Here is a 20,535-nt window from a genome sequence, read left to right on the forward strand (position 1 = left end):
CACGCAAAAATGCCGGGTGTGCTCAGCCGGCTCTGCATCGCCGGCGGCCAACCCCCGCACACCGTCCCCCGGCACTCAAAAAAAAGCAGGTTCCCCTCATTGATCGGGAACCTGCTTTTTTGAGTGCTACTCGCCCGCGGCGGTTTTTTTCACATCCGACGCTTTGATGCCGCGCATAATGCTTACCTCGACGCGGCGGTTTTTGGACCGGCCTTCGGACGTGGCGTTTGAATCCACCGGCCGGTACTCGCCGTATCCGATCGAGCGGAATCGGCTCGGGTCGATGGCGTTATTTTCAAGCAAAATTTTCATGAAATTCAGGGCCCGCCTGGAGCTTAAATCCCAGTTCGAATCAAACTCCTTGTTGTTGATCGGCACATTGTCGGCATGTCCGGCCACTTCGATCCGGTATTTCGGATATTGGCTCAGCATATCGGTCATGGCCTGGGCCAAAAGGCGAGATTCTGGTTTGATTACGGCAGACCCGGAAGCGAACAGCGCTTTATCCTGGATCGTGATCATTAACTGGTCGTCGTTCAGGGTCGTTGTCAGCTCGGAGCCCAGCTTGTTGTCCGTGATGTATTGATCGAGCTTCTGTTTAAGCTTCTCGAGATCGGCCTGCTCGGCCTCGTACTGCTTTTGCAGTGCTTCGCTTTCCGAAGGGTTCGGGTTGTCATGCTTCTTGAGCGCGGTACTGGTGTCCTGGTTCAACGGGATTTTGGCGGAAGTTTCGAACGTCCCGGTTCCCCCGGTAAAAGCGGAGTTCAAAGCCCGCATAATACTGTCGTATTTTTTCGAGTCCACCTGGCTGGAAGCGAACAAAATAATGAACAGGGCCAGCAGAAGCGTCAGAAGGTCGGCATAAGGGATGAGCCAGGACTCATCCAGATGCTCCTCATGATGTTCTTTCCTGTGCTTTTTACTCATTGTCCATACCCGATTGTTTCGAGGAGTCCTCGTCTTCACGCTGGGAGCTTGGAACGAATACGAGCAGCTTCTGTTTGACGGCGGAAGAAGAAATACCGGCCTGAATGGATAGGAGTCCTTCCACCATCATCAGCTTCAGCATGACTTCTTTTTTGGATTTCTGTTTCAGTTTATTGGCGATGGGATGCCAGAGAACGTAACCGGAAAAGATACCGAGAAGAGTCGCGACGAACGCCGCGGAGATCAGATGGCCGAGCTTCTCGATTTCGTTCAGGTTGCTCAGCGCCGCGATCAGGCCGACGACCGCTCCCAATACCCCCAGAGTAGGGGCATACGTTCCCGCCTGCGTAAAGATTTGAGCGCCGTTCCGGTGCCGATCTTCCATAGCCGCGATATCTTCCATCAACACTTCGCGTACGAAGTCCTGATCATTGGCGTCAATAATCATCCGCATTCCGCTTTTAAGGAAGGGATCGTCAATTTCGTTCACTTTTTCTTCAAGAGAAAGCAGGCCTTCGCGGCGGGTAAGAGCTGTCCAGTCCGCCACCATATTAATGAGGTCTTTTTTGGGCATAAGCTTTTGCTCGGTGAAAACGATTTTCAACAGTTTAGGAAAATTTTTAAGTTCTTCGCCCGAAAATCCGATAAAAAGAGTGGCCGCCGTCCCGACGAAAATAATGAGCAGAGCGGCGGGGTTGAACAGAGCAGTCAGGCTGGCCCCTTTCAAAACCATGCCGACGCCTACGGCGATAATCGCCAATATGATACCAATAATAGAAGATTTCTCCAAAATTCGCGCACCTCTTCGTTGTAGGTTGTAAGACCTATATCGACAAGGGTACTCATAAAGTTAACAGTTATTTTCAAGTTCCGGCAAGTGTCACAAAAATCACACAAAACGGCGAAAAATAAGCTTTTTTGGCGTTTTTGGATCGTTTTTAAAAGGGATTCCCGCTCTGACCGGCGAAGCTTACTGAATAATTTCGACCGGATTCGACACATTTCTGTATTACGCACGATGAGTAATTTCAACGGGGACGAAAAAAGTTTTTGATAAATTTTCCTCATTCCGGCTTTGGAAGATGTCCGGCTTTTTCGTGATGCTTTCCGAATGTTTTTTTAACGTGCATACGCGGTCGCGACTTATGGCATGATGTGCATAGCGGCTTGACTTGTGCTAAAATCAGATTTTATCAAATCTCTAACAGCAGGTGTTTTCATGTTCAGTTTCTATTTGTTTCCGATTTCGTACGCTTTTCTAACGTTTCCGATTGCGGCGGTCCTGTTTACGCTTCCTTTTCTGATCGTCCAGTACCGCAAGTACGGGTATGTACACTTTTACAGGGCTTTGCTGCTTTATTTGTTTCTTCTGTACATGATGAATGCCCTGTATCTGATCATTCTACCGCTTCCTCCGAGCATCCACAACGCGCCTCCGGCGGTGGAGTCGTATGCCCAGTGGATTCCGTTCCACTTCCTGGAAGATATTCTGAAGGAAACGGCCGTAGTGGCGGACCAGCCGCGCACCTATCTGCATCTGCTGAAGGAACGGGCGTTCCTTCAAGTGCTTTTTAACGTGCTGCTGACGGTACCGTTCGGTATTTTTCTGCGGTATTATTTCCGTACAAGCTGGGTCAAATGCCTGTTGTTCTCCTTAGGACTGTCTCTGTTTTTCGAAATCACGCAGGTCACCGGCCTGTACGGCATCTACGATTATCCGTACCGGCTCTTCGATGTCGACGACATTATGACGAATACGGTGGGGGGTATGATCGGATATGTGGCGGCGGAATGGCTTTCTTCCCTGCTGCCGAAGATCGAATCGCTCGATGACAAAGTGGACTTGGCGGTCAAACGCGTCACTTACACCCGGCGCGGGCTGGCGTTCCTGTTCGATTGGTTCGTGATGAGTCCGGTACTTGCCATTCTGGCTGTACTGAACGTACCGCTCCCTTATGCGGCGGGCGTCGTGCTGTATTTTATCGTGCTGCCTTATTTCACGAACGGCCAGACGCTCGGCAAATGGATCGTCCGCATCCGTCTCACAGGCAAATCCGATAAAATAACGATCTATGAGCTCTTCGTCCGCTACGGGCTGCTGTATCTCTTCGTCGGGGGATTGAATCAGCTGTACATCCGGGCAGGGATCGAGAATCTTCCGGATATCCTGATGGTCATTGCGACGTTCGCCATGTTCCTGTTCAATGTCTGGTTCGCTATTCACGTCCTGCGCTGTGTATTCAACCGCAACCGGCAGTTGTTTTACGAGAAGAAAAGCGGTACGCGGCATGTAATCAAATAGGAAAGCGGAAATGAAAAAGTAATCAAAAGCAGCCTCAGCCCTCTCTTATAGGGACTGGGGCTGTTGGAGCACGCTGAGGGCTGGTTTACAGAAACTGAACCTGTTTTAACCCCAGGCAGATTCTTTTTTTCGGCCGAAACCGCTATATTTAAAAGAGGACTTAAATGAAGGCGCTTCCTCTAGGAGGAGCCTTGAAGCGGAGGGAACCGGAATGAAGAAGCCCGTCGATATCGGTATCGTGCTGAGCCAGCTTGACCTGGCTTGGCAGAAATGGCTGGATTATAGGCCGCCGCAAAATCACAAGCAGCCGGTTTGAGAACTTGGCACCGGTACGGGTGCCGGCACCGCAATACAAAACCGCAAGGCGAAAATCCGTACCGGCAGGAGACAAACGGAGGGAAATTATGTTAAAACCGAAGACGATCGAGGCCGATTGGGGCGGCCATCTTGTAAAACTGACCTGGATTGCTGCCGCAACGCCTCCCGAAAAGGATGTCACGAGTGTGCATGGCGTCTGCTTTTACGAAGGCAAAATATTGCTCGTCCGCGTCAAAACCCGCGGTTTTAACTTGCCGGGTGGGCACGTGGAGGCGGGTGAGACACCCCGTGAGGCCCTGCACCGCGAATGCCTGGAGGAAGGCTGCGCGGAAGGAGTGATCCGTCCGGTCGGGATGATTGAGGTGAGCCATGAGAACAACCCGAATTTCGATCCGGGCGGCAAGTATCCGCTTATCGGCTATCAAGTTTTTTACCGGATGGATATAACCGCCTGCCACCCTTTCACCCGGGAAAACGAGTGTACGGCCCGCATCTGGGTCGAGCCCGGGGAGCTGCCGCATGTGATCGAGGATCACGAGCTCATCCTCTGCGCCGTGGAAGCGGCGCTGGACACCGGACCCGTAAGCCCCCCGCTTGACGATTGAATAGACGAAGGAGGAGAATGGCATGCCCGAGAAACAGAACGGACAAACCCCCGCCGTACTCGTAACGGGAGGGAGCACCGGAATCGGCCGGGGCATCGCCCTTGCATTTGCCGCGGCAGGCTACCGGGTCGCGATTACCCATTATCGGGATGGGGATGCTGCAGCGGCAGCGGCCGAAGAGATTTCGCGCTTGTCGGGAGCCCCATGCGGAGTTATCGAGGGTGACCTGAGGAAGCTTGAAACAGCCGAAGGGACCATACCGGATGCCCTGCGAATCCTCGGCCGCCTCGACATTCTCGTAAACAATGCCGGCATCGGGCTGTACGGCCGCATACAGGAGCTGCCCGCGGAAAACCTGGACAGCCTATACGGGCTGAATTTCCGCGCTCCGCTGCTTCTTATGCGGGATGCCTCCCGCCACATGATTGAGCGCGGCATTCGCGGGTGCATCCTGAACATTACCTCCTCGCGGGCCGAGCGGGCGTATCCGAAGGATGCCGCCTACGGCGGACTCAAGGCCGGCTTGGAACGGGCCTCCGAAGCTGCCGCGCTCGATCTGGCGCCTTATGGAATCCGCGTCAACTGCCTGGCTCCCGGGGCCGTACTTGTGCGGGAACCGGAGCCGCAGCTTGACAAGTTCGCCGAGACGGTTCCTCTGGGCCGGATAGGGCTGCCGGACGATATCGGCCAAGCGGCGGTATGGCTGGCATCCGGGCAGGCGTCTTACGTGACCGGCATTTCTCTGCGGATAGACGGCGGCTTGATCCTGCCGGGGATGCCGGAGGACGGCAGCGCCTCTTGGAATTCGGGCGTATAAGAGGCAGAGGCCCGCAAGTCCGTCGGGTCAGTTGAAGACGCCCGAGCCTACAATTTCCACGTTGACTTTCGGATGGAAACGGACGTTTTGATACTCCTGCAGCCAATCCATGGACTTCCACAACTTTGGATGGCGGGCCATCAGCTGTCTGCCGATCCCGAATGCATCACAGCCGCTTTCCTGCAGCTTCTCGATCACCGCTTCGGCGTCCCGGGTCAGGAGAGCGGACAAGTCTTCGTTCAGCCGGTGCACCGTATCCTTTTGATGCAGATGATCTTCGGCAAATTCCGTCACTCTCACAGGAAGCTTCAGGTCCAGATACACATCGACCTTGCGGTCTTGGACCTGGACCTTCAATTTTCGTTTGCTTTTTTTTCCCCCTGCATCGAACGTGATGTAATTCTCCAGGTTACTCCGGTCCCCCTCTTTAATTTTCCGTACAAATCTTGCCGTATCTTTGTGAGATCCCGAGAGAAGCGAGTACAGAATGGCTTCCTCCACATTCAGGCTGCCTGTCATCCGCTGACCGTTAAACAGAGCGATCCCTATGGCATCGACGTTTTTACCGTCTTGTTTGAGATAGGGGAGCACGAAGTCCTGACCGGGATCCAGCAGCAGCGTGAGCATCGTTTCCAGCGATAATTCGGGAAAAACGCTCATCTCTTCCAGGCTTTCGATTTTCCTTGTAATAAATTCACCGATGAGAATGTTTCCGGCCTTCTTCAGCCGCAGCATTTCGTTCGTAGAGCCGTCCACGACGGCGATTTTAACCCGGGAAGTAGGGTTGCGAGGGTCGCGGTACAGAACATCCAGGTACGGATAAAGATCCTTTTCCGCCACACTTCGGCCGAGCAGCATAAAGCCGTATTTGAAGTACCGGATATCCCCGGTTACCTTGGTGCGGATGATGTCGCTCGTCTGCCTGACGGAATAACCGACGCCGGACTCGACCTCGTTCTTCGCCGAACCCTGCTGCTCGGTTTGTTTGGACTCGTCCACAACTTCCATCGTCTGCATCAGCCTGCCGTCGGGTGTGAGATCATACCCCGCCCCGTATCCGAGTCTGGCATTTCTCAAACTGTCCTCATCCCAGCAGCCCGGCAGCACGGCGAGCAGGAGCAGCACGGTCCCGATACGTCCGGCCCGTTTCATGCGGTTTCACCTTCTTTCTTCTTGAGTGCGTAAGATAGCAGCAGGAGCAGAAGCGGGAATCCGATGAGGAAAAAATAAGCCGACGCGTCCGCGATATACGAGAAAAGCTCGAACTGATCCTTCGTCTGCGGCAGATACGCGATGGCACAGGAAATGATCACCGCAAAGGGCGCGGCTTTTTTATGGTTCTTATGCTTTAGCAGATGACCGATGCCGAATGCGGCCGCATAGCAGTAGCCGGTCATGGAGGCTACCATGGAGATCATCCAGATGGGGAGGAACAGCAGATCCGCGCGGTCCATCGCCCCGAATGGCAGCGAACGCAGCAGATACATGACGGGCTCGGGAATCATATTCAACTGATGGGGACTGAAAACGGCCATGCAGGTAAACACCGTAAAGGCGTAAAACAAAACGACAAACCACGTGCCTGCCGACACGGCTTTCAGTTTGCCCGCATGGTTTCCTTTTACGTAAGGATAAATGATCAGAATCAGCTCGAACCCGTACATGGCGGTGATCGTTTCTTTCGAGCTTATAAGGATATTCCAGATTCCGGCCTCGTTAAGCGGAAGCAGGTACAGAAAATTCGCGCGGTGCACACCGTACCCGATAAGGAACATCATAGGCCCGATGAGAAACGTGAACAGGATAAAGATGCGCGTAATGGTGCGAAACGTGCCCCGGATCAAATAAACGCCCGTCAGCATAAACAGGAACAATACCGCCCAGCGTGGGGTGTTCTGGAGAATCCAGCGGTTGATGATATCGAACGCGCCCATCATGACAACGCCGCCGACCAGAAGAAAGTAAGCGACGTAGGCAATTCCGATAAAAGCGCCCGCATATCGGCCCGTTACGGCGGACGCGATCCGGAACACGCTGTAGGACGGGAACCGTTTCATCAGCATCCACATCATAACCAGGATCAACTGCAGGAAGACGCCGGCGATCAGGACCGAAATCCAGCCTCCGCCTTTGGCGAGCTGGTGCAGACGGTACGGCAGCGACAGGATTCCGACACCGATTTGGAGCTTGATAATGAGCAGAAAAAGCTGGCCTTGCGTAATGGTGTCTTTGGGTTCAATCTTCATCCCGTTTCCAGCTCCTTGAGGTCGCCTCTTCTTGCTTCATGATTTTAGGATTGGCGTCATGGGGACGCGCGGTGAGCAGCCAAGAAGGAAAGCGGACAAACACATCCTTCATATCTTTTATTCTCAGCGGTGCGAAAGGAGAGAAGTAGGGCGTGCCGAAAGACTCCAGTTTGCACAAATGGATCGTCAGAAGCATGAGACCGAAAGCGATCCCCACATATCCGAAAATAGAAGCGGCGATCATCAGCGGAAAACGCAAAATCCGCACGGCCGAGCTCATTTCATGGGACGGGACGAGAAAAGAGGCGATCGCGGTCAGCGAAACGACGATGATCATCGTGTAGGACACGAGTCCGGCCCGTACGATGGCATCCCCGATGACCAAACCGCCGACGATGCCGATCGTCTGTCCGACCCGGCTGGGCAGCCGGATTCCGGCCTCGCGGAGCAGCTCGAAGATGAGTTCGAGCAGCATGGCTTCGACGATAGCGGGAAACGGCACGCGTTCCAGCGAGCTTTTGATCGTATGAACAAGCTCCAGCGGTAAAATATCCGGGTGAAAGGAAACGGTTCCGATATAAATAGCCGGGAGCGTAAAGGCCAAAAGAAAGCTGAACATCCGGATCATCCGGACAAATGAGCTGACGATCCAGCGGCCGTTATAATCGTCCGGCGATTGGTAGAAAGCGAAGAAGGTGACGGGAACGATAAGAACGGTCGGACTTCCTTCCGTAAGAATCGCGACGCGTCCTTCCATTAAATTGGAAGCGGTCCGGTCCGGACGCTCGGTGGCCAAATGCTGCGGGAACACGGAGAACGGGTGATCCTCCGTCATCTCCTGAATAATTCCCGTTGTCAGCACGGTGTCGGCGGAAATGGCCCGGATCCGTTCCTCGACTTCCTGAACGAGCTCGGCATTGGCGATATTATTCATATAAACAATAGCGATCCGGGTTTGCGTATGCGTGCCGGCCTTATAGTAGCGAACCGTCAAATAAGGGCTTGCGATCAACTTGCGGATCAGAAACAAGTTCACGTTCAGAACTTCGATGAAGCCGTAATGCGGACCCCGGATCACGCCTTCGTTCTCGGGTTCTTCCACGCTCCGTTTGTAAACCGCTTCGGTTGCCAAAACATAAAACCCCTGAAGACCTTCCAGAAAATAAACGCATTTCCCCTGAATCAGCGCTTGGACGGCGTTATCCAGCTGAATTTCGCGGGTCGTTTCGAGAATATTAAACAAGTTATCCGGCTCTTGGCCGGTGTTTTCGTGCAGAGGCTGGACCACATGAAGCTGTATTTTGTCCTGATCGACGAGCGATTCGAGGTAAACCAGCATCCCGTCCGCTCCGGCGAAGGGGAGAGGCTGCTGCTTCATATCTTCCGTATAGCATAGACCATGCTGAAGATAACCGATATTGATGGCAATAGAATCGGAAGCCTGGGGGGGCTTTGCCGGTTCCAGGAGATGTTCACCCGGGCCTGAGTTCCGGGCAGCTCGGAGAAGCTTGCGATAGAGACTCATGCGATACACACCCTTTGGATTCGATATCCATAATGTGTTCCAACGGGATTGCCATTATTCTCTATGGATGGGGGAAAGCGGCACATTCAGCCTTTCGCACAGCCGGTAGACACAGTACGCGCCCTTCAACTGATGCAGATTCATCCGTTCCAGATACCGGAGCGAATCGCGGGCGATGGCTTTGGCCGCTTCCAGATTGTCAGGATCGAGAAGCCCGATCGCTTTTTTCAGCTCCGCGAGCTCCTGCGAATAAATGGCCTGCCGGAGCGTGCGGATCAGCCGGATTTTGCGCACCTGCAGGCGGCTGAACGTCCGGTATCCGTTGGCCGGATTCCGGGAGGCGGTGATGAGCCCCGCTTTCTCCCAGTGACGGATAGCGGAGCGCGGGACGCCGGTTTCCATCGACACCCGGCCGATGCTTTGGCCGCCCGGGTCTGGCGCTTCCTGAGCGGTTTCGGCTTCCCCGCTTTCCAGATAGGCCAGCGTGTCGTCGGCTCTCCGCTTGTCCTGGAAGAGAGCGGCTTGGGCTTCGGTCATGCGCCAGAGGGCGGAGGCCCACTCTCCTTTCTGGAGCCGGCGCAATACTTCCGCGGTGATGTCCATGCCGAAGCCGGGTGACATCGCCTGGATGCACTCGAAATAAGCCGCATGCAGCTCCGTGTAGGTCCGGTGACCGGAAGCGGTCCGATCTGCGGGAGGGACGAGTCCTGCGGCTTCGTAATTTCTTAAAGCACTTGTGCTGACGTGCAATTTTCGGGCGATATCGATGGGTCTGAAATTCATGGGAATGACCTCCGTATCAATCTAAACCTTCAAGTAAGGTTATAAGTATTTTATCAAAAAAATGCGGTTTCAAAGGATTAAAGTTTTGAAAACTTAGAATTCGCACGCATGTTATACAATGAAAATGAGAATATGGAGAGCCGGAGAGTTTAAAAAAAGCTACCGGTGGGAGAGGAGCGGACTGATGAGATTTGAAGAAGAATTTGAAAGACAGATCCGGAATTTAATAGACAAAGGCTACCCCGGTTTCATGGGATTGGAGGAAGCGGCTTTTCGCGAGCTTTTTGCCCCGTTAAAAGAAAGAGCCGCCGAGCGGATGCGGGAAGATTTCAAGCCGGGAGAGGGCAGTCTGCCTTTCGTCCTGGTCGTGACGACCGGGACACTTCCACGGGATGAGATGATGCGGCGGGTGGAACGCAGCGGGAAAAACGGCTTCAGCGTCATGGAAGCCGAAGATCTCGCGAGGTTCGAACCTATCGAAGGCGTGGAGCTTCCCGAAGGAGAAGCATACTTGCTCCTGGACGTGGATACGGGCTCGGAAACGCTGAACCGGACGCCGAATGAAGCCATGAAATCATTTGCGGAATGGAACCGTTCTCCGCTGACGATCGAGGAGGGAATTGCGGTGATCACTCAATTCCCGGACATTTTGCAGAAAAACCACGGATTTTCTCTATGCGGTTCCAGATGCGGCGACCGGAGGGTAAGCGCACTGTGGATTAGCGGCGGCAAGCCGAAGCTGGGCTGGTGCTGGGCCGGCAATCCCCATACTTGGCTGGGATCGGCCTCCTGTGGAGCTAGAATTTGAACGTGCGGCCTGGGTTTTGTATGCCGTCCTTTCCGTTACAGTCAAGAAGATTCCTAACGGGGCGCTGCGGGTAATAAGGGAGGATTGTCCTTTAACCCGCCGTGAATAATAGGATTTGCATAGAAACGGGTACAATGCGGCAAATTACAATCACTTCACTTCTACGAAAAACGGAGGGATACGAATGTCAGCGGAATCATTCTTGCAAGCGGTCCGGGAAAGACGCTCTATTTATTCAATCAGCGGAGAATCCCCGGTTTCAGACGACAAAATAGTGGAAATCGTGAAGGAAGCGGTCAAACACACGCCTTCCTCCTTTAACTCCCAAAGCGCCCGGGTGCTCGTGCTACTCGGTGAGCAGCATCATAAGCTGTGGGACATCGTCAAAGATATTCTTCGTACGATCGTCAAGGAAGACCAGTTTGCCGCCACGGAACAGAAGGTGAACAGTTTCCGCAGCGGTCACGGTTCGGTTGTGTTTTTCGAGGATATGTCTGTCATCGAGGGCCTGCAGGGGCAGTTCCCGAGCTATCAGGACCATTTCCCGAACTGGTCCCAGCAGTCGAGCGGCATGCTGCAATATGTCATCTGGACGGCGCTGGAGAGCGAAGGGCTTGGAGCGACGCTTCAGCATTACAATCCTTTGATCGACGAGAAAGTAAAAAGCACCTGGAACCTGCCGGAATCGTGGAAGCTGATTGCCCAGATGCCATTCGGCAAGCCCACGGCGCCTGCGGGCGACAAGGAATATAAACCGGTTGAGGAACGGGTCAAAATAGCCAAATAATACCGGCGAACCCGACCATAAGCCCCATTTCTCCCGCAGAAATGGGGCTTATTCTGTTACCCGCACGTTTACAGTACCTTTTTTTATCCTAACCCACATGGATGTGCCTACTTCCCAGAACGGAAAATATGAGACATAATTAGTTTGAAGTTAAGATTATTTCCGATAAGAAGGGAAGAATTCAATTATGGCAACAGTCCTATACATTACGGCTCACCCGCACGATCACCAGACTTCTTACAGCATGGCGGTAGGAAAAGAATTTATCGAGGCGTACCGCGAAGCCAATCCGGCCGATGAAGTCATCGCCCTCGATCTCTATAACTCGGATATTCCGCAAATCGACGCGGACGTATTCAGCGGCTGGGGCAAGCTGCGCTCCGGTTCTTCGTTCGACCAGCTTTCCGCTTCCGAGCAGGCGAAAGTTCAGCGTCTGAACGACATCGTGGAGCAGTACATTGCGGCCGACAAGTATGTTTATGTATCCCCGATGTGGAACTTCTCGTTCCCTCCGGTTCTTAAAGCCTACATCGATGCCATCTGCATCGCCGGCAAAACGTTCAAGTACACGGAAAACGGCCCGGTCGGCCTGCTGACCGACAAGAAAGCCATTCATATCCAAGCAAGCGGCGGCGTCTACTCCGAAGGTCCTGCCGCGAGCTTTGAGAGCGGACACAGCTTCCTGAACAAAATCATGCAGTTCCACGGCGTACCTTCCTTTGAAGGCATCTTCGTGGAAGGCATGGCGGCTATGCCGGATAAAGCTCCGGCGATCAAAGAAGCGGCAATCGCCAAAGCGAAAGAAGCGGCGAAACGCTTCTAATCACCCTCCGGCCTGGAGCCGGAGCTGCCTGCCGGGAACTCCCCGGCCTGCGCAAAAAACCTCCGTTTCCCTGTCAGGGAAGGAGGTTTTTTGCGCTTGAGGGGCAAGCACGGGGCTATCCGTCGCGTCTGCGGCCCGCCACAGGGTCTGTCAACCGGCTGCGGTGCCGGCACGGGCGGCCGATTGTTACGGCCTGGCCGAAGCCGCCCGGCTTTCCGCTTCTGCGGCGGATTCCGCGTTCCGGTGCTTCATATGCTCGACATGGGCCGCGCCCCAGACGTGCATGGAATGGAGGATGGGCTCCAGGGTCCGGCCATACTCCGTAATGGAGTATTCCACTTTGGGGGGAACCTGGGGATAAACGACACGCCGGACGATGTCCTGCTCTTCAAGCTCGCGGAGATGCAGGGTCAGCATACGCTGGGTAATATCGGGCATCAATCTTCTGAGCTCGTTAAACCGCAGCGTATCTTTGCTGATTAAATGTTGAATGACCAGAGGTTTCCATTTGCCGACAATCATGTCCAGAGCCACGACCACTTTGCACTGCTCGGGGATAATTTCCATGGGACGGCCTCCTTTCACGGTACCTTTTTTACTACTATAGCATATCTTCGCTTCTACTGCCTCACGCCCCTTATATAAGACTCCACGGATGTGCACTTGACACCGTGACACCGCCAACACTACAATGGGTAGTGGAAGGGGGCGGCCTCGTGAAAATTCATAATTTTAAAACGAACGAAAGCGGGCTTAACCGGTTTTTCGGACCTCTGGAAGCCAAGATCATGAATATTTTGTGGGACGGGCCCGAGATGGCGATCAAGGACGTCCAGCACGCGCTGGAACGCGAGAAGCTTGTGAACTTCAACACCGTTATGACGGTCATGAACCGGCTTTTGGATAAAGGAATCTTGTCGAAAAGAATGGACGGAAGAACGTCGCTTTACAGGCCGGTCCAATCGAGAGACGAGTTTCTCGAATGCCAATCGAAAGAATTGACCCACGAGCTTATGGAGGAATTTGGATCGTCTCTGGTGGTCAACCATATGCTCGATGCTCTGGAAGAGGTGGATCCCATGCTCATTGAGAAGCTGCAACAGAAAATCCTGGATCTCCAAAAGGACAAGTAACATGTGGCAGTCCCGGTCCAGATTCATTTTCCGTTCGTCGGTTCTGATTGCGGGCGTTGTCCTGTTTCAGATGACCATGTATGCCCTCCATGTCCTGTTCGGCCTCAGAATCGGGTTTAACGTGCTGGATGTCTGCACCGAATGGATGCGTTCCAAAGGTATTTTCTCCATCGCTCATCTGCTGGACGCTTTCGTGATCGGCACGTTCGCATACAGTCTGTGGCAAATCCTCCGGCAGTTCGTCCTGTCGCGGAGAATTTTCGCCAAGCTGGCCGCATGCCGGCATACGAAGCTGTCTGCGGAGCTGAACCGGATGTATCCCGAAGCGCGGGGGAACATCGTCGTGGTCGTGTCGGACGAGCCGATTGCGCTGACGATGGGATTCGGCAGGCCGGCGGTCGTCCTGTCCACCGGACTCCTGAATATGCTGGAGGCGAGTGAGGCCGAGGCCGTTATCCATCATGAACTGCATCATCAGCAGACGGGAGATCCGCGCAGCATGTTCTTCCTCTCGTTATTGGCTTCGGTGCTGTGGTATCTTCCCGTACTGAAATGGTTCCACCACCAGTACAAAATCGCGCGAGAGATACTTGCGGACAATTACGCGATTTCGCGCCAAGGCTCTTCCCGCGATCTCGGAAGCGCACTGCTGAAGCTGCTCCGAAGAGGAGGTACGGTTGCCATGCCGTTCGCGTACGCATCTTTCGCCGATACTTCGATCAATTACAGAATCCGAAGAATCGTCGATCCGGAATCCCCGATTTCTTTCCGGCCGCCGCTTACGCCGACCATGATTTCCGTTTATGTTCTGGTCATGCTGACCTGGCTTTTCGTCCAGATATTGTTCTGAAAAATTTTTTAAGCACAGACACTACGATTCGTAGTGTTCTTGCGACTATAAACACTACACATTGTAGTGTTAAAAACAAGGAGGAAATTAAAAATGAATTCAATTAACAAATGGCAGTATGGAGCGTTTATTTTACGGATTGTTCTCGGCTTGATCTTTCTCGTTCACGGCTATCAGAAGTTTGAAGGCGGGCTGAGCGGCGTTGCCGGGTTTTTCGGCAGTCTGGGACTTCCCGGGTTCATGGCGTACGTGGTAGCGGTTATCGAGCTCGCGGGTGGCATCCTTATGCTGATCGGACTTGGAACGCGCTGGATTGCGGCGGCATTTGCCGTTATCATGCTGGTGGCGATCTTTACGGCGAAGCTGAGCCAAGGATTCACCGGAGGCTATGAGCTGGAGCTGGCGCTGCTCGGTATGTCCCTGGGCCTGTTCTTTACGGGCAAGCAATTCCTGGCTTTGGAAAACGTGTTTTCCCGCGGGAAGGCGAACGCCCTGTAAAAACGGGCTGGCTTCTGGCGTGCAGTATATATGCACAGCGATTCGCAAGGCCGAATTACACAATGAAAACCGCAGGGCTATCGGGGCTCTGTGGTTTTTTGCCGTTAATTCGGGACTCCTGAGACACTATGAAAAACAATTGTAAAGGTTTCGTAAATAAAATCATATTCAAATCGCCGCTTCTGTTGTAAAATCGGAACTATGTTTCAAAAAGGCAGCAAATTTTGGCACAGCCTTTTACGGGAAGCAGAGGCTGGATCTAAATCGGAAGCGGCCGCCAACTTTACCACCACCGAAGGGGAGAGTCATCATGAAGGCAAAGAAAGCAGTGAGTCTGACTGTATCCGCTATGCTATTATTCGGAACCGTTTTCACAAGCGGCCGGGCTGCGGCGGAAACGGCTGAACCGGCTAAACCGGCGAAGGCCGACACGGAGATTTCCATTCTGGGAACCTCGGACATTCACGGACGATTCATGCCGTGGGATTACGCGCTGGACGGGCCCAACACGAACGGAAGTCTGACCCAGCTTTTCACCATGATCAAAAAAGTGCGGCAGGAGAATCCGAACACGGTTCTCGTGGATGCGGGGGACATGATTCAGGACAACTCCGCGGAGCTGTTCAACGACCAGCCGAAGTCTCCTATGATGGTCGCGATGAATGAAATGAATTACGATGCCTGGGTCATGGGCAACCATGAATTTAATTTCGGGCTGGACGTATTCAAAAAGATTACTTCGCAGTACAAAGGGCAAATGCTCGGCGGCAATATTTACAAAGACAACGGGGACAGATTTCTCCCGGCATATACCATTATCGAAAAAGCGGGCGTGAAAATCGGCATTATCGGGATGGACACCCCCATGACAGCCGAGTTCGAGAAGGGAACCGACCATCTGGACGGAATCCAGTTCAAAAATCCGGTGGAAGAGACCAAGAAAGCCGTAAAAGAGCTGGAAGGCAAAGTCGACGTGATGATCGGCCTCATGCACATGGGGATCGAGAATGAGAACGGCGTGCCGGGAACCGGTGTTGCGGACGTCGCCAATGCAAACCCGGAACTGGCCGCGATCTTTGCGGGCCATATGCACAAGCTGGTCAAATCGGAGACCGTTAACGGCGTTCTTATCGCCGAACCGGACAAGTACGGCACCCATGTTTCCCGGATCGACCTGACCTTTACGGAGAAGGACGGGAAAATGGTCCTCAAGGACAAGAAAGCCGCCGCTCTCCCTGTCAAAGACGCAAGCGGGGTTACAGCCGTTTCCGATCCCGAGCTGGAAAAAACGCTGAAGCCGTTTCACGACTTTGCGCGGGCGGACGCCAATATCGAAGTGGCGCAGCTCAAAGGGATGAACCTCGTTCCGAAGAACGAGATTGAAGGCATTCCGAGCGTACAAATCCAGGAGACGCCTTTATCGGACTTTTTCAGTGAAGTGATGCTGCATTACAGCAAGGCTGACGTAGTCGCGCACCAGATCGACAACGACAAGGCGCGTTTGGATATCGGGCCGATTAAGAAGAAGGATATCGCGTACAACTACCAGTTCGCCCTCGGCGAAGTTACGGTCTATCAAGTAACGGGCAAAGATGTGAAGGATTACATGGAATGGGCGGTAGGGTATTTCAATTCCACCCGTCCGGGCGACGTGACCGTCAGCTTCGACAAAAAACGCCGCGCGTCCAAGTACAGTACGAACGATTTCTTCGGCGGGGTCAAGTATGACATCGATTTGACAAAGCCTTACGGCAGCCGCATTACGAATCTGCGTAAAATGGACGGCACGGCCATCCGGCCGGAAGACAGCTTGAAGCTAGGCATGAACGCTTACCGGATGGATGCGCTGAAAGCGAAAGGCGGCGCTCTGGAAGGCCGCAAGTTCGAGCAGCTCTGGTCGTCGAAAGACGCGTCCGCCTTCGGTGAGATGGGCGGAACGATCCGCAGCCGCGCGATCGCTTACCTGAAAGAAGTGAAGAACGGGGTCTACGAGCCGAAAGTCCAGAACAACTGGAAAATTATCGGCGTGGACACGACTTCCCCCGAGCGGGCCGATGTGGTCGAGCTGATCAATTCGGGCATCCTGTCGGTACCGAAGACGGAAGACGGCAAGTACACAAACGTGGAGTCCATCAATATCCTGGACGCCGTCACGAAAGAAGAAATCACCGCTCTTGCCGGAAAAGCCAAGGTGGACGGCAGCCTGTTCGACGGCGTTCAGACCAAAGGCGAATTTTACCGCAAGCTGAACGCGGCGGTTAAAGCGGCCGGAAACGGCAGCGGAGAACCGACCGCGCCTCAGCCGGAACCGAAGCCTGAGCCAAAACCGGAACCAAAACCGGAACCAAAACCGGAACCAAAACCGGAACCAAAACCGGAACCAAAACCGGAACCAAAACCGGAGCCGGCCGTTAAGAAGCAGGCCCAGGTGACGTCCTACTTCCTGAATGTGCGGACAAAGGCTTCCGCGACAGCGAAAATCATTACCGCCGTACCGAAGGGGACGATTCTGGAAGTGCTCGGCACCAGCTACGGCTGGGTGAAAGTATCCTATAAAGGAAGCATCGCTTACGTTTACGGCGAGTATGTGAAGATGCTTCCGTAACGAAACCATATGCAAACAGCAGTCCGGCCTTTAGGCCGGGCTGTTTTTTTATGGCCTGCTTTGCATGCTGCGCTTGACTTAGAGTTCACTATAATACGTATACTTACCTTTATAACGTGTTTGGACTTCACCGCCCCCTCCTTTTACGGCAGAGTACGACGCGGTTGGGGTAATTGACGAAGCCGAGCCGGACATGCAACAATTTTCGGTAGGAGATTCCGCAGCCGTCTTTTAGCGTCACGCAGTTGAAAGGGGAGAAGCTGGACTGCTTCCGGGAAGATTTCTGGCGCCAAACAAAATCAATCCGCTGCGGCCGACTACGGCAAGAGAGTGTAACAGCCACTACAAGAAAAAGGAGCGAATGCCCTTGAAAATCGTCATTGCGCCGGATTCCTATAAAGGCAGCCTGTCCTCCAAGGAAGCGGGGCTTGCCATGGAAAGAGGCATTCGCAGGGCAGGCATCGGCAACTTCACGACCTCCGTTATTCCGATGGCGGACGGCGGCGAAGGGACCTTGGAATGTCTCATGGAATCTTCTAAAGGCCGGATGGTTCGTGCCGTCGTGAAGGACCCGCTGGGCCGGGACATATCCGCCGTCTTCGGCATTCTCGGTGACGGAAGGACCGGGGTCATCGAGATGGCCAAGTCGTCGGGGCTCTATTTGCTGGGAGAATCCGAACGGAACCCGCTGCTGACGTCCACGTACGGATTCGGGCAGCTGATTGCGGCTGCGCTGGATGAAGGATGCCGCCATTTTATACTCGGCCTGGGCGGAAGCGCTACCAACGACGGGGGAGCGGGGATGCTTCAGGCCCTGGGCGCGGAGCTGCTCGACAGCGGAGGCAGGCCACTCGCGGACGGGGCAGGCGGAGGGGCGCTGGGCGAGGTCGCCGGCATTTCCGCGGACGGCCTCGACAAGCGGCTGGCCCGCTGCACCTTTACGCTGGCCTGCGACGTGACTAACCCCTTCACGGGTCCTCACGGCGCATCCGCCGTTTTCGGGCCCCAGAAGGGGGCGGCGCCGGACATGGTCGACCGGCTGGAGAGCAACCTGGCCCGCTTTGCGGATGTGATCCGGGAGGCTACCGGCACGGCCCTGCACGGGCTGCCTGCAGCGGGAGCGGCGGGCGGTTTGGCCGGCGGCATTCTCGCTTTCTTGAATGCCAGGCTGGAATCGGGCTTCTCGGTCGTCTCCGCGGTTACGGGACTGGAGGCGGCGGTCAAGGGAGCCGATATGGTCCTCACCGGAGAAGGCCGCACAGATGCCCAGACGGCAAGGGGCAAGACGCCGGCCGGAGTCGCCGGGCTGGCCGCGAAGCACGGCGTGCCGGCCGTGGTGTTGGCCGGGTCCGTGGGCGAAGGGATCGAGGAGCTTTACGGGCAGGGAGTCACGGCCGTGTTCAGCCTCGTAAACGGGCCGATGTCCCTCGAAGAGGCGATGCGCCGCACTCCGGAGCTGCTGGAACAGACGGCCGCGCAGGTTATGCGCATTTTCGCCGTCAGGAAGTGAGCGTTTCTTCCGCCGGCTTCGCTTCCGGTTTGTGCTCCGGAGCCGTCTCACCGGCATGGAATACTTTCCGTGTCAGCTCGATAAAAGCCAGCAGGGGAGGCGTCATCCATTTGTCCTTGTGCCAGGCGATTTGGGTGAACAACGCGTCTTCGGGCGCTTTCCAAGCCAGCTCGGTCAGCTTCCCTTCACGCAGGTCGGCGGCTACAACCATGCCGGGCAGAATGGCGATTCCGAGGCCGGACATGACGCACTGCTTGATAGCTTCGATGCTTGCAAACTCGAATTTGTTTAGCGGATAGACGGATACGGAGCTGAAGGACCGCTCCAGGATGGTCCGGTAGGAACAGCCGGCTTCCGTCAGCAGGAACGTTTCGTGCTCCAGATCCTTCGGCGTCAGGTTCTTCACGTCCGCGAGCGGATGATCGGGGGGGGCGACGATTTTGAGCTCCTCCCGGATCAGCGTTTCGATATGCAGTGCTTCCCGCGGCTTGCAGCTGTCCATGATAAAGGCGATATCAAGAACGCCTTCCAGCAGCTGCTCCCTGGCATGAGCATCCGAATTCGAAGGCCGGAACACGAGCTTCACATTCGGAAAGCGGGCTTTAAATTCTTTGAGCAAAGCGGGAAGACGGTACGTGCACTGGCTTTCCTGGGCGCCTATCACAAGCGTTCCGGCCTGTTCTTCGTCCCCGCGGACGGCCTGTTTGGCCTCTTCCGTCAGGGTAATGATTTTGTCGGCGTACAATTTAAACTGGCGCCCCGCTTCCGTTAAAACGAGCCGTTTGCCGAGCCGTTCGAACAAAGGGGCCCCAAGCTCGGATTCCAGCGCTTTGATTTGCGCGGTCACACTGGATTGGGCAAAATTCAGCATCCGGGCCGTCTGGGTAAAATTCAGGTTCTCGGCGGCGGTTTTAAACGTCAGAAGTTGTTTGGTTTCCATCGCTGCTTCTCTCTTTCATCGAAAAAGTTGATTGATGACATCGAAATAATCGTCTTTAGTGATCGTTCTCTTTATTGTAAAATGAGAGGGTAGTGTCCGGCAAGACCTGAAACACCGGAACAAATCGCGAAATGAAGAGAACGAGGCATCCCCCGCCCGCACTGCGGACGGGCACGGTCCTGCCGACTTATCGAACTGAGGAGTGAACGCAGCCATGTCAATCGCAGTCATTTACGGGGGAACACGTCCCGATGGAAATACGGAGCAGCTGACGGAGGAAGCCGTCAAAGGTCTGACAGTCGACCGGATTCAGCTTAACACTTACACAATCCGGGCGATTATCGACGGGCGTCATGCGGAAGAAGGATTTCCGGAGATGAACGACGATTACAAAGAAGTGATCGACCGCGTACTTGCCGCGGACGTTCTTATTTTTGCGACACCGGTGTACTGGTACAGCATGTCGGGGATCATGAAAAACTTCGTGGACCGCTGGTCGCAGATGATGAGGGACGGGGACTACCCGGATTTCAAAAAAACGATGGCCGCCAAAAAGGCCTACGTCATCGCCGTCGGAGGCGACCTGCCGGAAATCAAGGGACTGCCGATGATTCAGCAGTTTCAGTATATTTTCGACTTTATGGGCATCCGTTTCGAAGGCTATATCCTCGGCAAAGGGAATAAACCGGGCGATGTCCTGCACGACGCGGAAGGAATGTTTGCGGCGGAGCAGCTGAGAAACAAGCTTGCGGCGCTTTAACAAAGAAGCGGCACGCCTTCAAGTCGCAGCTGGGAACGCCGGCAGGAAGAAGCCGGTCCGGAAGAGCGCTGAAGCGGAATGAAGCACCCAAAACCGGTATGCTCTATGCGAGCATACCGGTTTTTCGCGTTCCAAGCGTTGCTGCGAATCGAAAGAAATCACCGCTGCGGCAAGCGCCAGAAAAAGGGTTGTCAGCTTTATGCGGACACCCGGCATCTCCGGTATTGAAGCGCCGCAGCAAACCCATGTCGCCGAAGTATCGCCGCTGCGGCAAGCCGCACCCAAAGCCGGTCCGCTC

The 20,535-nt window shown here is 54.4% G+C and carries 20 protein-coding genes; 12 read left to right on the forward strand and 8 right to left on the reverse strand.

Going from position 1 to position 20,535, the window contains the following annotated elements; genetic code table 11:
• Nucleotides 1-126: 126 nt before the first annotated feature.
• Entirely contained in the window at nt 127-927 is an 801-nt protein-coding gene (gene motB / locus HMPREF1207_RS25400; protein ID WP_009673742.1) for a flagellar motor protein MotB, read from the reverse strand.
• Nucleotides 920-1,717, reverse strand: a complete 798-nt coding sequence (motA, locus tag HMPREF1207_RS25405) for a flagellar motor stator protein MotA (RefSeq protein WP_009673662.1) — start codon at nt 1,715-1,717, stop codon at nt 920-922. Before motA ends, motB begins: the two co-directional genes overlap by 8 nt.
• Nucleotides 1,718-2,146: 429 nt before the next feature.
• Between motA and HMPREF1207_RS25410 the strand changes: the two genes are divergently transcribed.
• The 3 genes from HMPREF1207_RS25410 (at nt 2,147) to HMPREF1207_RS25420 (ending at nt 4,969) form a co-directional block, all read left to right on the forward strand.
• A complete protein-coding gene (locus HMPREF1207_RS25410; RefSeq protein WP_009673599.1) occupies nt 2,147-3,229 on the forward strand; it encodes a VanZ family protein in 1,083 nt (360 codons plus the stop codon).
• A 404-nt stretch (nt 3,230-3,633) separates the two neighbouring features.
• Entirely contained in the window at nt 3,634-4,152 is a 519-nt protein-coding gene (locus HMPREF1207_RS25415; protein ID WP_009673777.1) for an NUDIX domain-containing protein, read from the forward strand.
• Nucleotides 4,153-4,174: 22 nt separating this feature from the next.
• A complete protein-coding gene (locus HMPREF1207_RS25420; RefSeq protein ID WP_009673700.1) occupies nt 4,175-4,969 on the forward strand; it encodes an SDR family NAD(P)-dependent oxidoreductase in 795 nt (264 codons plus the stop codon).
• Nucleotides 4,970-4,996: 27 nt separating this feature from the next.
• Here the strand turns inward: HMPREF1207_RS25420 and HMPREF1207_RS25425 are convergent, their stop codons facing one another.
• The 4 genes from HMPREF1207_RS25425 to HMPREF1207_RS25440 are packed head-to-tail and all read right to left on the reverse strand — an operon-like array spanning nt 4,997 to nt 9,523.
• Nucleotides 4,997-6,121 carry a Ger(x)C family spore germination protein gene (locus HMPREF1207_RS25425; protein WP_016424135.1) on the reverse strand — a complete coding sequence of 375 codons (1,125 nt, stop codon included), beginning with the start codon at nt 6,119-6,121 and terminating at the stop codon, nt 4,997-4,999.
• Complete coding sequence (locus HMPREF1207_RS25430; protein WP_009673872.1) at nt 6,118-7,215, reverse strand: GerAB/ArcD/ProY family transporter; 1,098 nt, start codon at nt 7,213-7,215, stop codon at nt 6,118-6,120. The genes HMPREF1207_RS25425 and HMPREF1207_RS25430 overlap by 4 nt, the downstream gene beginning before the upstream one ends.
• Nucleotides 7,205-8,740: a spore germination protein gene (locus HMPREF1207_RS25435; RefSeq protein ID WP_016424136.1), complete on the reverse strand. Its 1,536-nt coding sequence runs from the start codon at nt 8,738-8,740 to the stop codon at nt 7,205-7,207. The genes HMPREF1207_RS25430 and HMPREF1207_RS25435 overlap by 11 nt, the downstream gene beginning before the upstream one ends.
• Before the next feature lie 54 nt (nt 8,741-8,794).
• Nucleotides 8,795-9,523 (reverse strand): MerR family DNA-binding transcriptional regulator, encoded by a 729-nt coding sequence (locus HMPREF1207_RS25440; protein ID WP_009673624.1) that lies wholly within the window; start codon nt 9,521-9,523, stop codon nt 8,795-8,797.
• Between the two features lie 184 nt (nt 9,524-9,707).
• Here HMPREF1207_RS25440 and HMPREF1207_RS25445 point away from each other — a divergent pair, with 184 nt between their 5' ends.
• The 3 genes from HMPREF1207_RS25445 to HMPREF1207_RS25455 all read left to right on the forward strand — a co-directional run bounded on the left by HMPREF1207_RS25445 (nt 9,708) and on the right by HMPREF1207_RS25455 (nt 11,941).
• Entirely contained in the window at nt 9,708-10,331 is a 624-nt protein-coding gene (locus HMPREF1207_RS25445; protein ID WP_016424137.1) for a DUF5701 family protein, read from the forward strand.
• A gap of 184 nt (nt 10,332-10,515) precedes the next feature.
• Entirely contained in the window at nt 10,516-11,118 is a 603-nt protein-coding gene (locus HMPREF1207_RS25450) for a nitroreductase family protein (RefSeq protein ID WP_009673858.1), read from the forward strand.
• Nucleotides 11,119-11,305: 187 nt separating this feature from the next.
• Nucleotides 11,306-11,941, forward strand: coding sequence for an FMN-dependent NADH-azoreductase (locus tag HMPREF1207_RS25455; RefSeq protein ID WP_009673753.1), 636 nt, complete (start codon nt 11,306-11,308; stop codon nt 11,939-11,941).
• A gap of 186 nt (nt 11,942-12,127) precedes the next feature.
• Here the strand turns inward: HMPREF1207_RS25455 and HMPREF1207_RS25460 are convergent, their stop codons facing one another.
• Nucleotides 12,128-12,508 carry a winged helix-turn-helix transcriptional regulator gene (locus HMPREF1207_RS25460; protein ID WP_009673545.1) on the reverse strand — a complete coding sequence of 127 codons (381 nt, stop codon included), beginning with the start codon at nt 12,506-12,508 and terminating at the stop codon, nt 12,128-12,130.
• A 149-nt stretch (nt 12,509-12,657) separates the two neighbouring features.
• On the opposite strand from HMPREF1207_RS25460, the gene HMPREF1207_RS25465 reads away from it, so the two are divergent.
• From HMPREF1207_RS25465 to HMPREF1207_RS25485, 5 genes are all read left to right on the forward strand, one after another.
• Nucleotides 12,658-13,074 carry a BlaI/MecI/CopY family transcriptional regulator gene (locus HMPREF1207_RS25465; protein ID WP_009673638.1) on the forward strand — a complete coding sequence of 139 codons (417 nt, stop codon included), beginning with the start codon at nt 12,658-12,660 and terminating at the stop codon, nt 13,072-13,074.
• A 1-nt stretch (nt 13,075) separates the two neighbouring features.
• On the forward strand, nt 13,076-13,924 hold the full coding sequence (locus tag HMPREF1207_RS25470; protein ID WP_009673575.1) for a M56 family metallopeptidase: 849 nt from the start codon (nt 13,076-13,078) through the stop codon (nt 13,922-13,924).
• Between the two features lie 93 nt (nt 13,925-14,017).
• Nucleotides 14,018-14,422 carry a DoxX family protein gene (locus tag HMPREF1207_RS25475; protein ID WP_009673853.1) on the forward strand — a complete coding sequence of 135 codons (405 nt, stop codon included), beginning with the start codon at nt 14,018-14,020 and terminating at the stop codon, nt 14,420-14,422.
• 349 nt (nt 14,423-14,771) lie between these two features.
• Entirely contained in the window at nt 14,772-17,027 is a 2,256-nt protein-coding gene (locus HMPREF1207_RS25480) for a 5'-nucleotidase C-terminal domain-containing protein (protein WP_442950138.1), read from the forward strand.
• A gap of 367 nt (nt 17,028-17,394) precedes the next feature.
• Nucleotides 17,395-18,537 carry a glycerate kinase gene (locus tag HMPREF1207_RS25485; protein WP_009673806.1) on the forward strand — a complete coding sequence of 381 codons (1,143 nt, stop codon included), beginning with the start codon at nt 17,395-17,397 and terminating at the stop codon, nt 18,535-18,537.
• Here the strand turns inward: HMPREF1207_RS25485 and HMPREF1207_RS25490 are convergent.
• On the reverse strand, nt 18,527-19,477 hold the full coding sequence (locus tag HMPREF1207_RS25490; RefSeq protein ID WP_009673906.1) for a LysR family transcriptional regulator: 951 nt from the start codon (nt 19,475-19,477) through the stop codon (nt 18,527-18,529). The two genes, HMPREF1207_RS25485 and HMPREF1207_RS25490, sit on opposite strands and share 11 nt — an antisense overlap.
• A gap of 214 nt (nt 19,478-19,691) precedes the next feature.
• Between HMPREF1207_RS25490 and HMPREF1207_RS25495 the strand changes: the two genes are divergently transcribed.
• Nucleotides 19,692-20,237, forward strand: a complete 546-nt coding sequence (locus tag HMPREF1207_RS25495; RefSeq protein ID WP_009673647.1) for a flavodoxin family protein — start codon at nt 19,692-19,694, stop codon at nt 20,235-20,237.
• The last annotated feature ends 298 nt before the right edge of the window (nt 20,238-20,535 follow it).

This window comes from Paenibacillus sp. HGH0039 (assembly GCF_000411255.1).
Lineage (GTDB): Bacteria > Bacillota > Bacilli > Paenibacillales > NBRC-103111 > Paenibacillus_F.

Excerpts from the sequence above, each read along its gene's own strand:
- motB (WP_009673742.1), bottom strand. The coding sequence starts at position 927 with ATGAGTAAAAAGCACAGGAAAGAACATCATGAGGAGCATCTGGATGAG.
- HMPREF1207_RS25410 (WP_009673599.1), top strand. The coding sequence starts at position 2,147 with ATGTTCAGTTTCTATTTGTTTCCGATTTCGTACGCTTTTCTAACGTTT.
- HMPREF1207_RS25415 (WP_009673777.1), top strand. The coding sequence starts at position 3,634 with ATGTTAAAACCGAAGACGATCGAGGCCGATTGGGGCGGCCATCTTGTA.
- HMPREF1207_RS25420 (WP_009673700.1), top strand. The coding sequence starts at position 4,175 with ATGCCCGAGAAACAGAACGGACAAACCCCCGCCGTACTCGTAACGGGA.
- HMPREF1207_RS25425 (WP_016424135.1), bottom strand. The coding sequence starts at position 6,121 with ATGAAACGGGCCGGACGTATCGGGACCGTGCTGCTCCTGCTCGCCGTG.
- HMPREF1207_RS25430 (WP_009673872.1), bottom strand. The coding sequence starts at position 7,215 with ATGAAGATTGAACCCAAAGACACCATTACGCAAGGCCAGCTTTTTCTG.
- HMPREF1207_RS25435 (WP_016424136.1), bottom strand. The coding sequence starts at position 8,740 with ATGAGTCTCTATCGCAAGCTTCTCCGAGCTGCCCGGAACTCAGGCCCG.
- HMPREF1207_RS25440 (WP_009673624.1), bottom strand. The coding sequence starts at position 9,523 with ATGAATTTCAGACCCATCGATATCGCCCGAAAATTGCACGTCAGCACA.
- HMPREF1207_RS25445 (WP_016424137.1), top strand. The coding sequence starts at position 9,708 with ATGAGATTTGAAGAAGAATTTGAAAGACAGATCCGGAATTTAATAGAC.
- HMPREF1207_RS25450 (WP_009673858.1), top strand. The coding sequence starts at position 10,516 with ATGTCAGCGGAATCATTCTTGCAAGCGGTCCGGGAAAGACGCTCTATT.
- HMPREF1207_RS25455 (WP_009673753.1), top strand. The coding sequence starts at position 11,306 with ATGGCAACAGTCCTATACATTACGGCTCACCCGCACGATCACCAGACT.
- HMPREF1207_RS25460 (WP_009673545.1), bottom strand. The coding sequence starts at position 12,508 with ATGGAAATTATCCCCGAGCAGTGCAAAGTGGTCGTGGCTCTGGACATG.
- HMPREF1207_RS25470 (WP_009673575.1), top strand. The coding sequence starts at position 13,076 with ATGTGGCAGTCCCGGTCCAGATTCATTTTCCGTTCGTCGGTTCTGATT.
- HMPREF1207_RS25475 (WP_009673853.1), top strand. The coding sequence starts at position 14,018 with ATGAATTCAATTAACAAATGGCAGTATGGAGCGTTTATTTTACGGATT.
- HMPREF1207_RS25480 (WP_442950138.1), top strand. The coding sequence starts at position 14,772 with ATGCTATTATTCGGAACCGTTTTCACAAGCGGCCGGGCTGCGGCGGAA.
- HMPREF1207_RS25490 (WP_009673906.1), bottom strand. The coding sequence starts at position 19,477 with ATGGAAACCAAACAACTTCTGACGTTTAAAACCGCCGCCGAGAACCTG.
- HMPREF1207_RS25495 (WP_009673647.1), top strand. The coding sequence starts at position 19,692 with ATGTCAATCGCAGTCATTTACGGGGGAACACGTCCCGATGGAAATACG.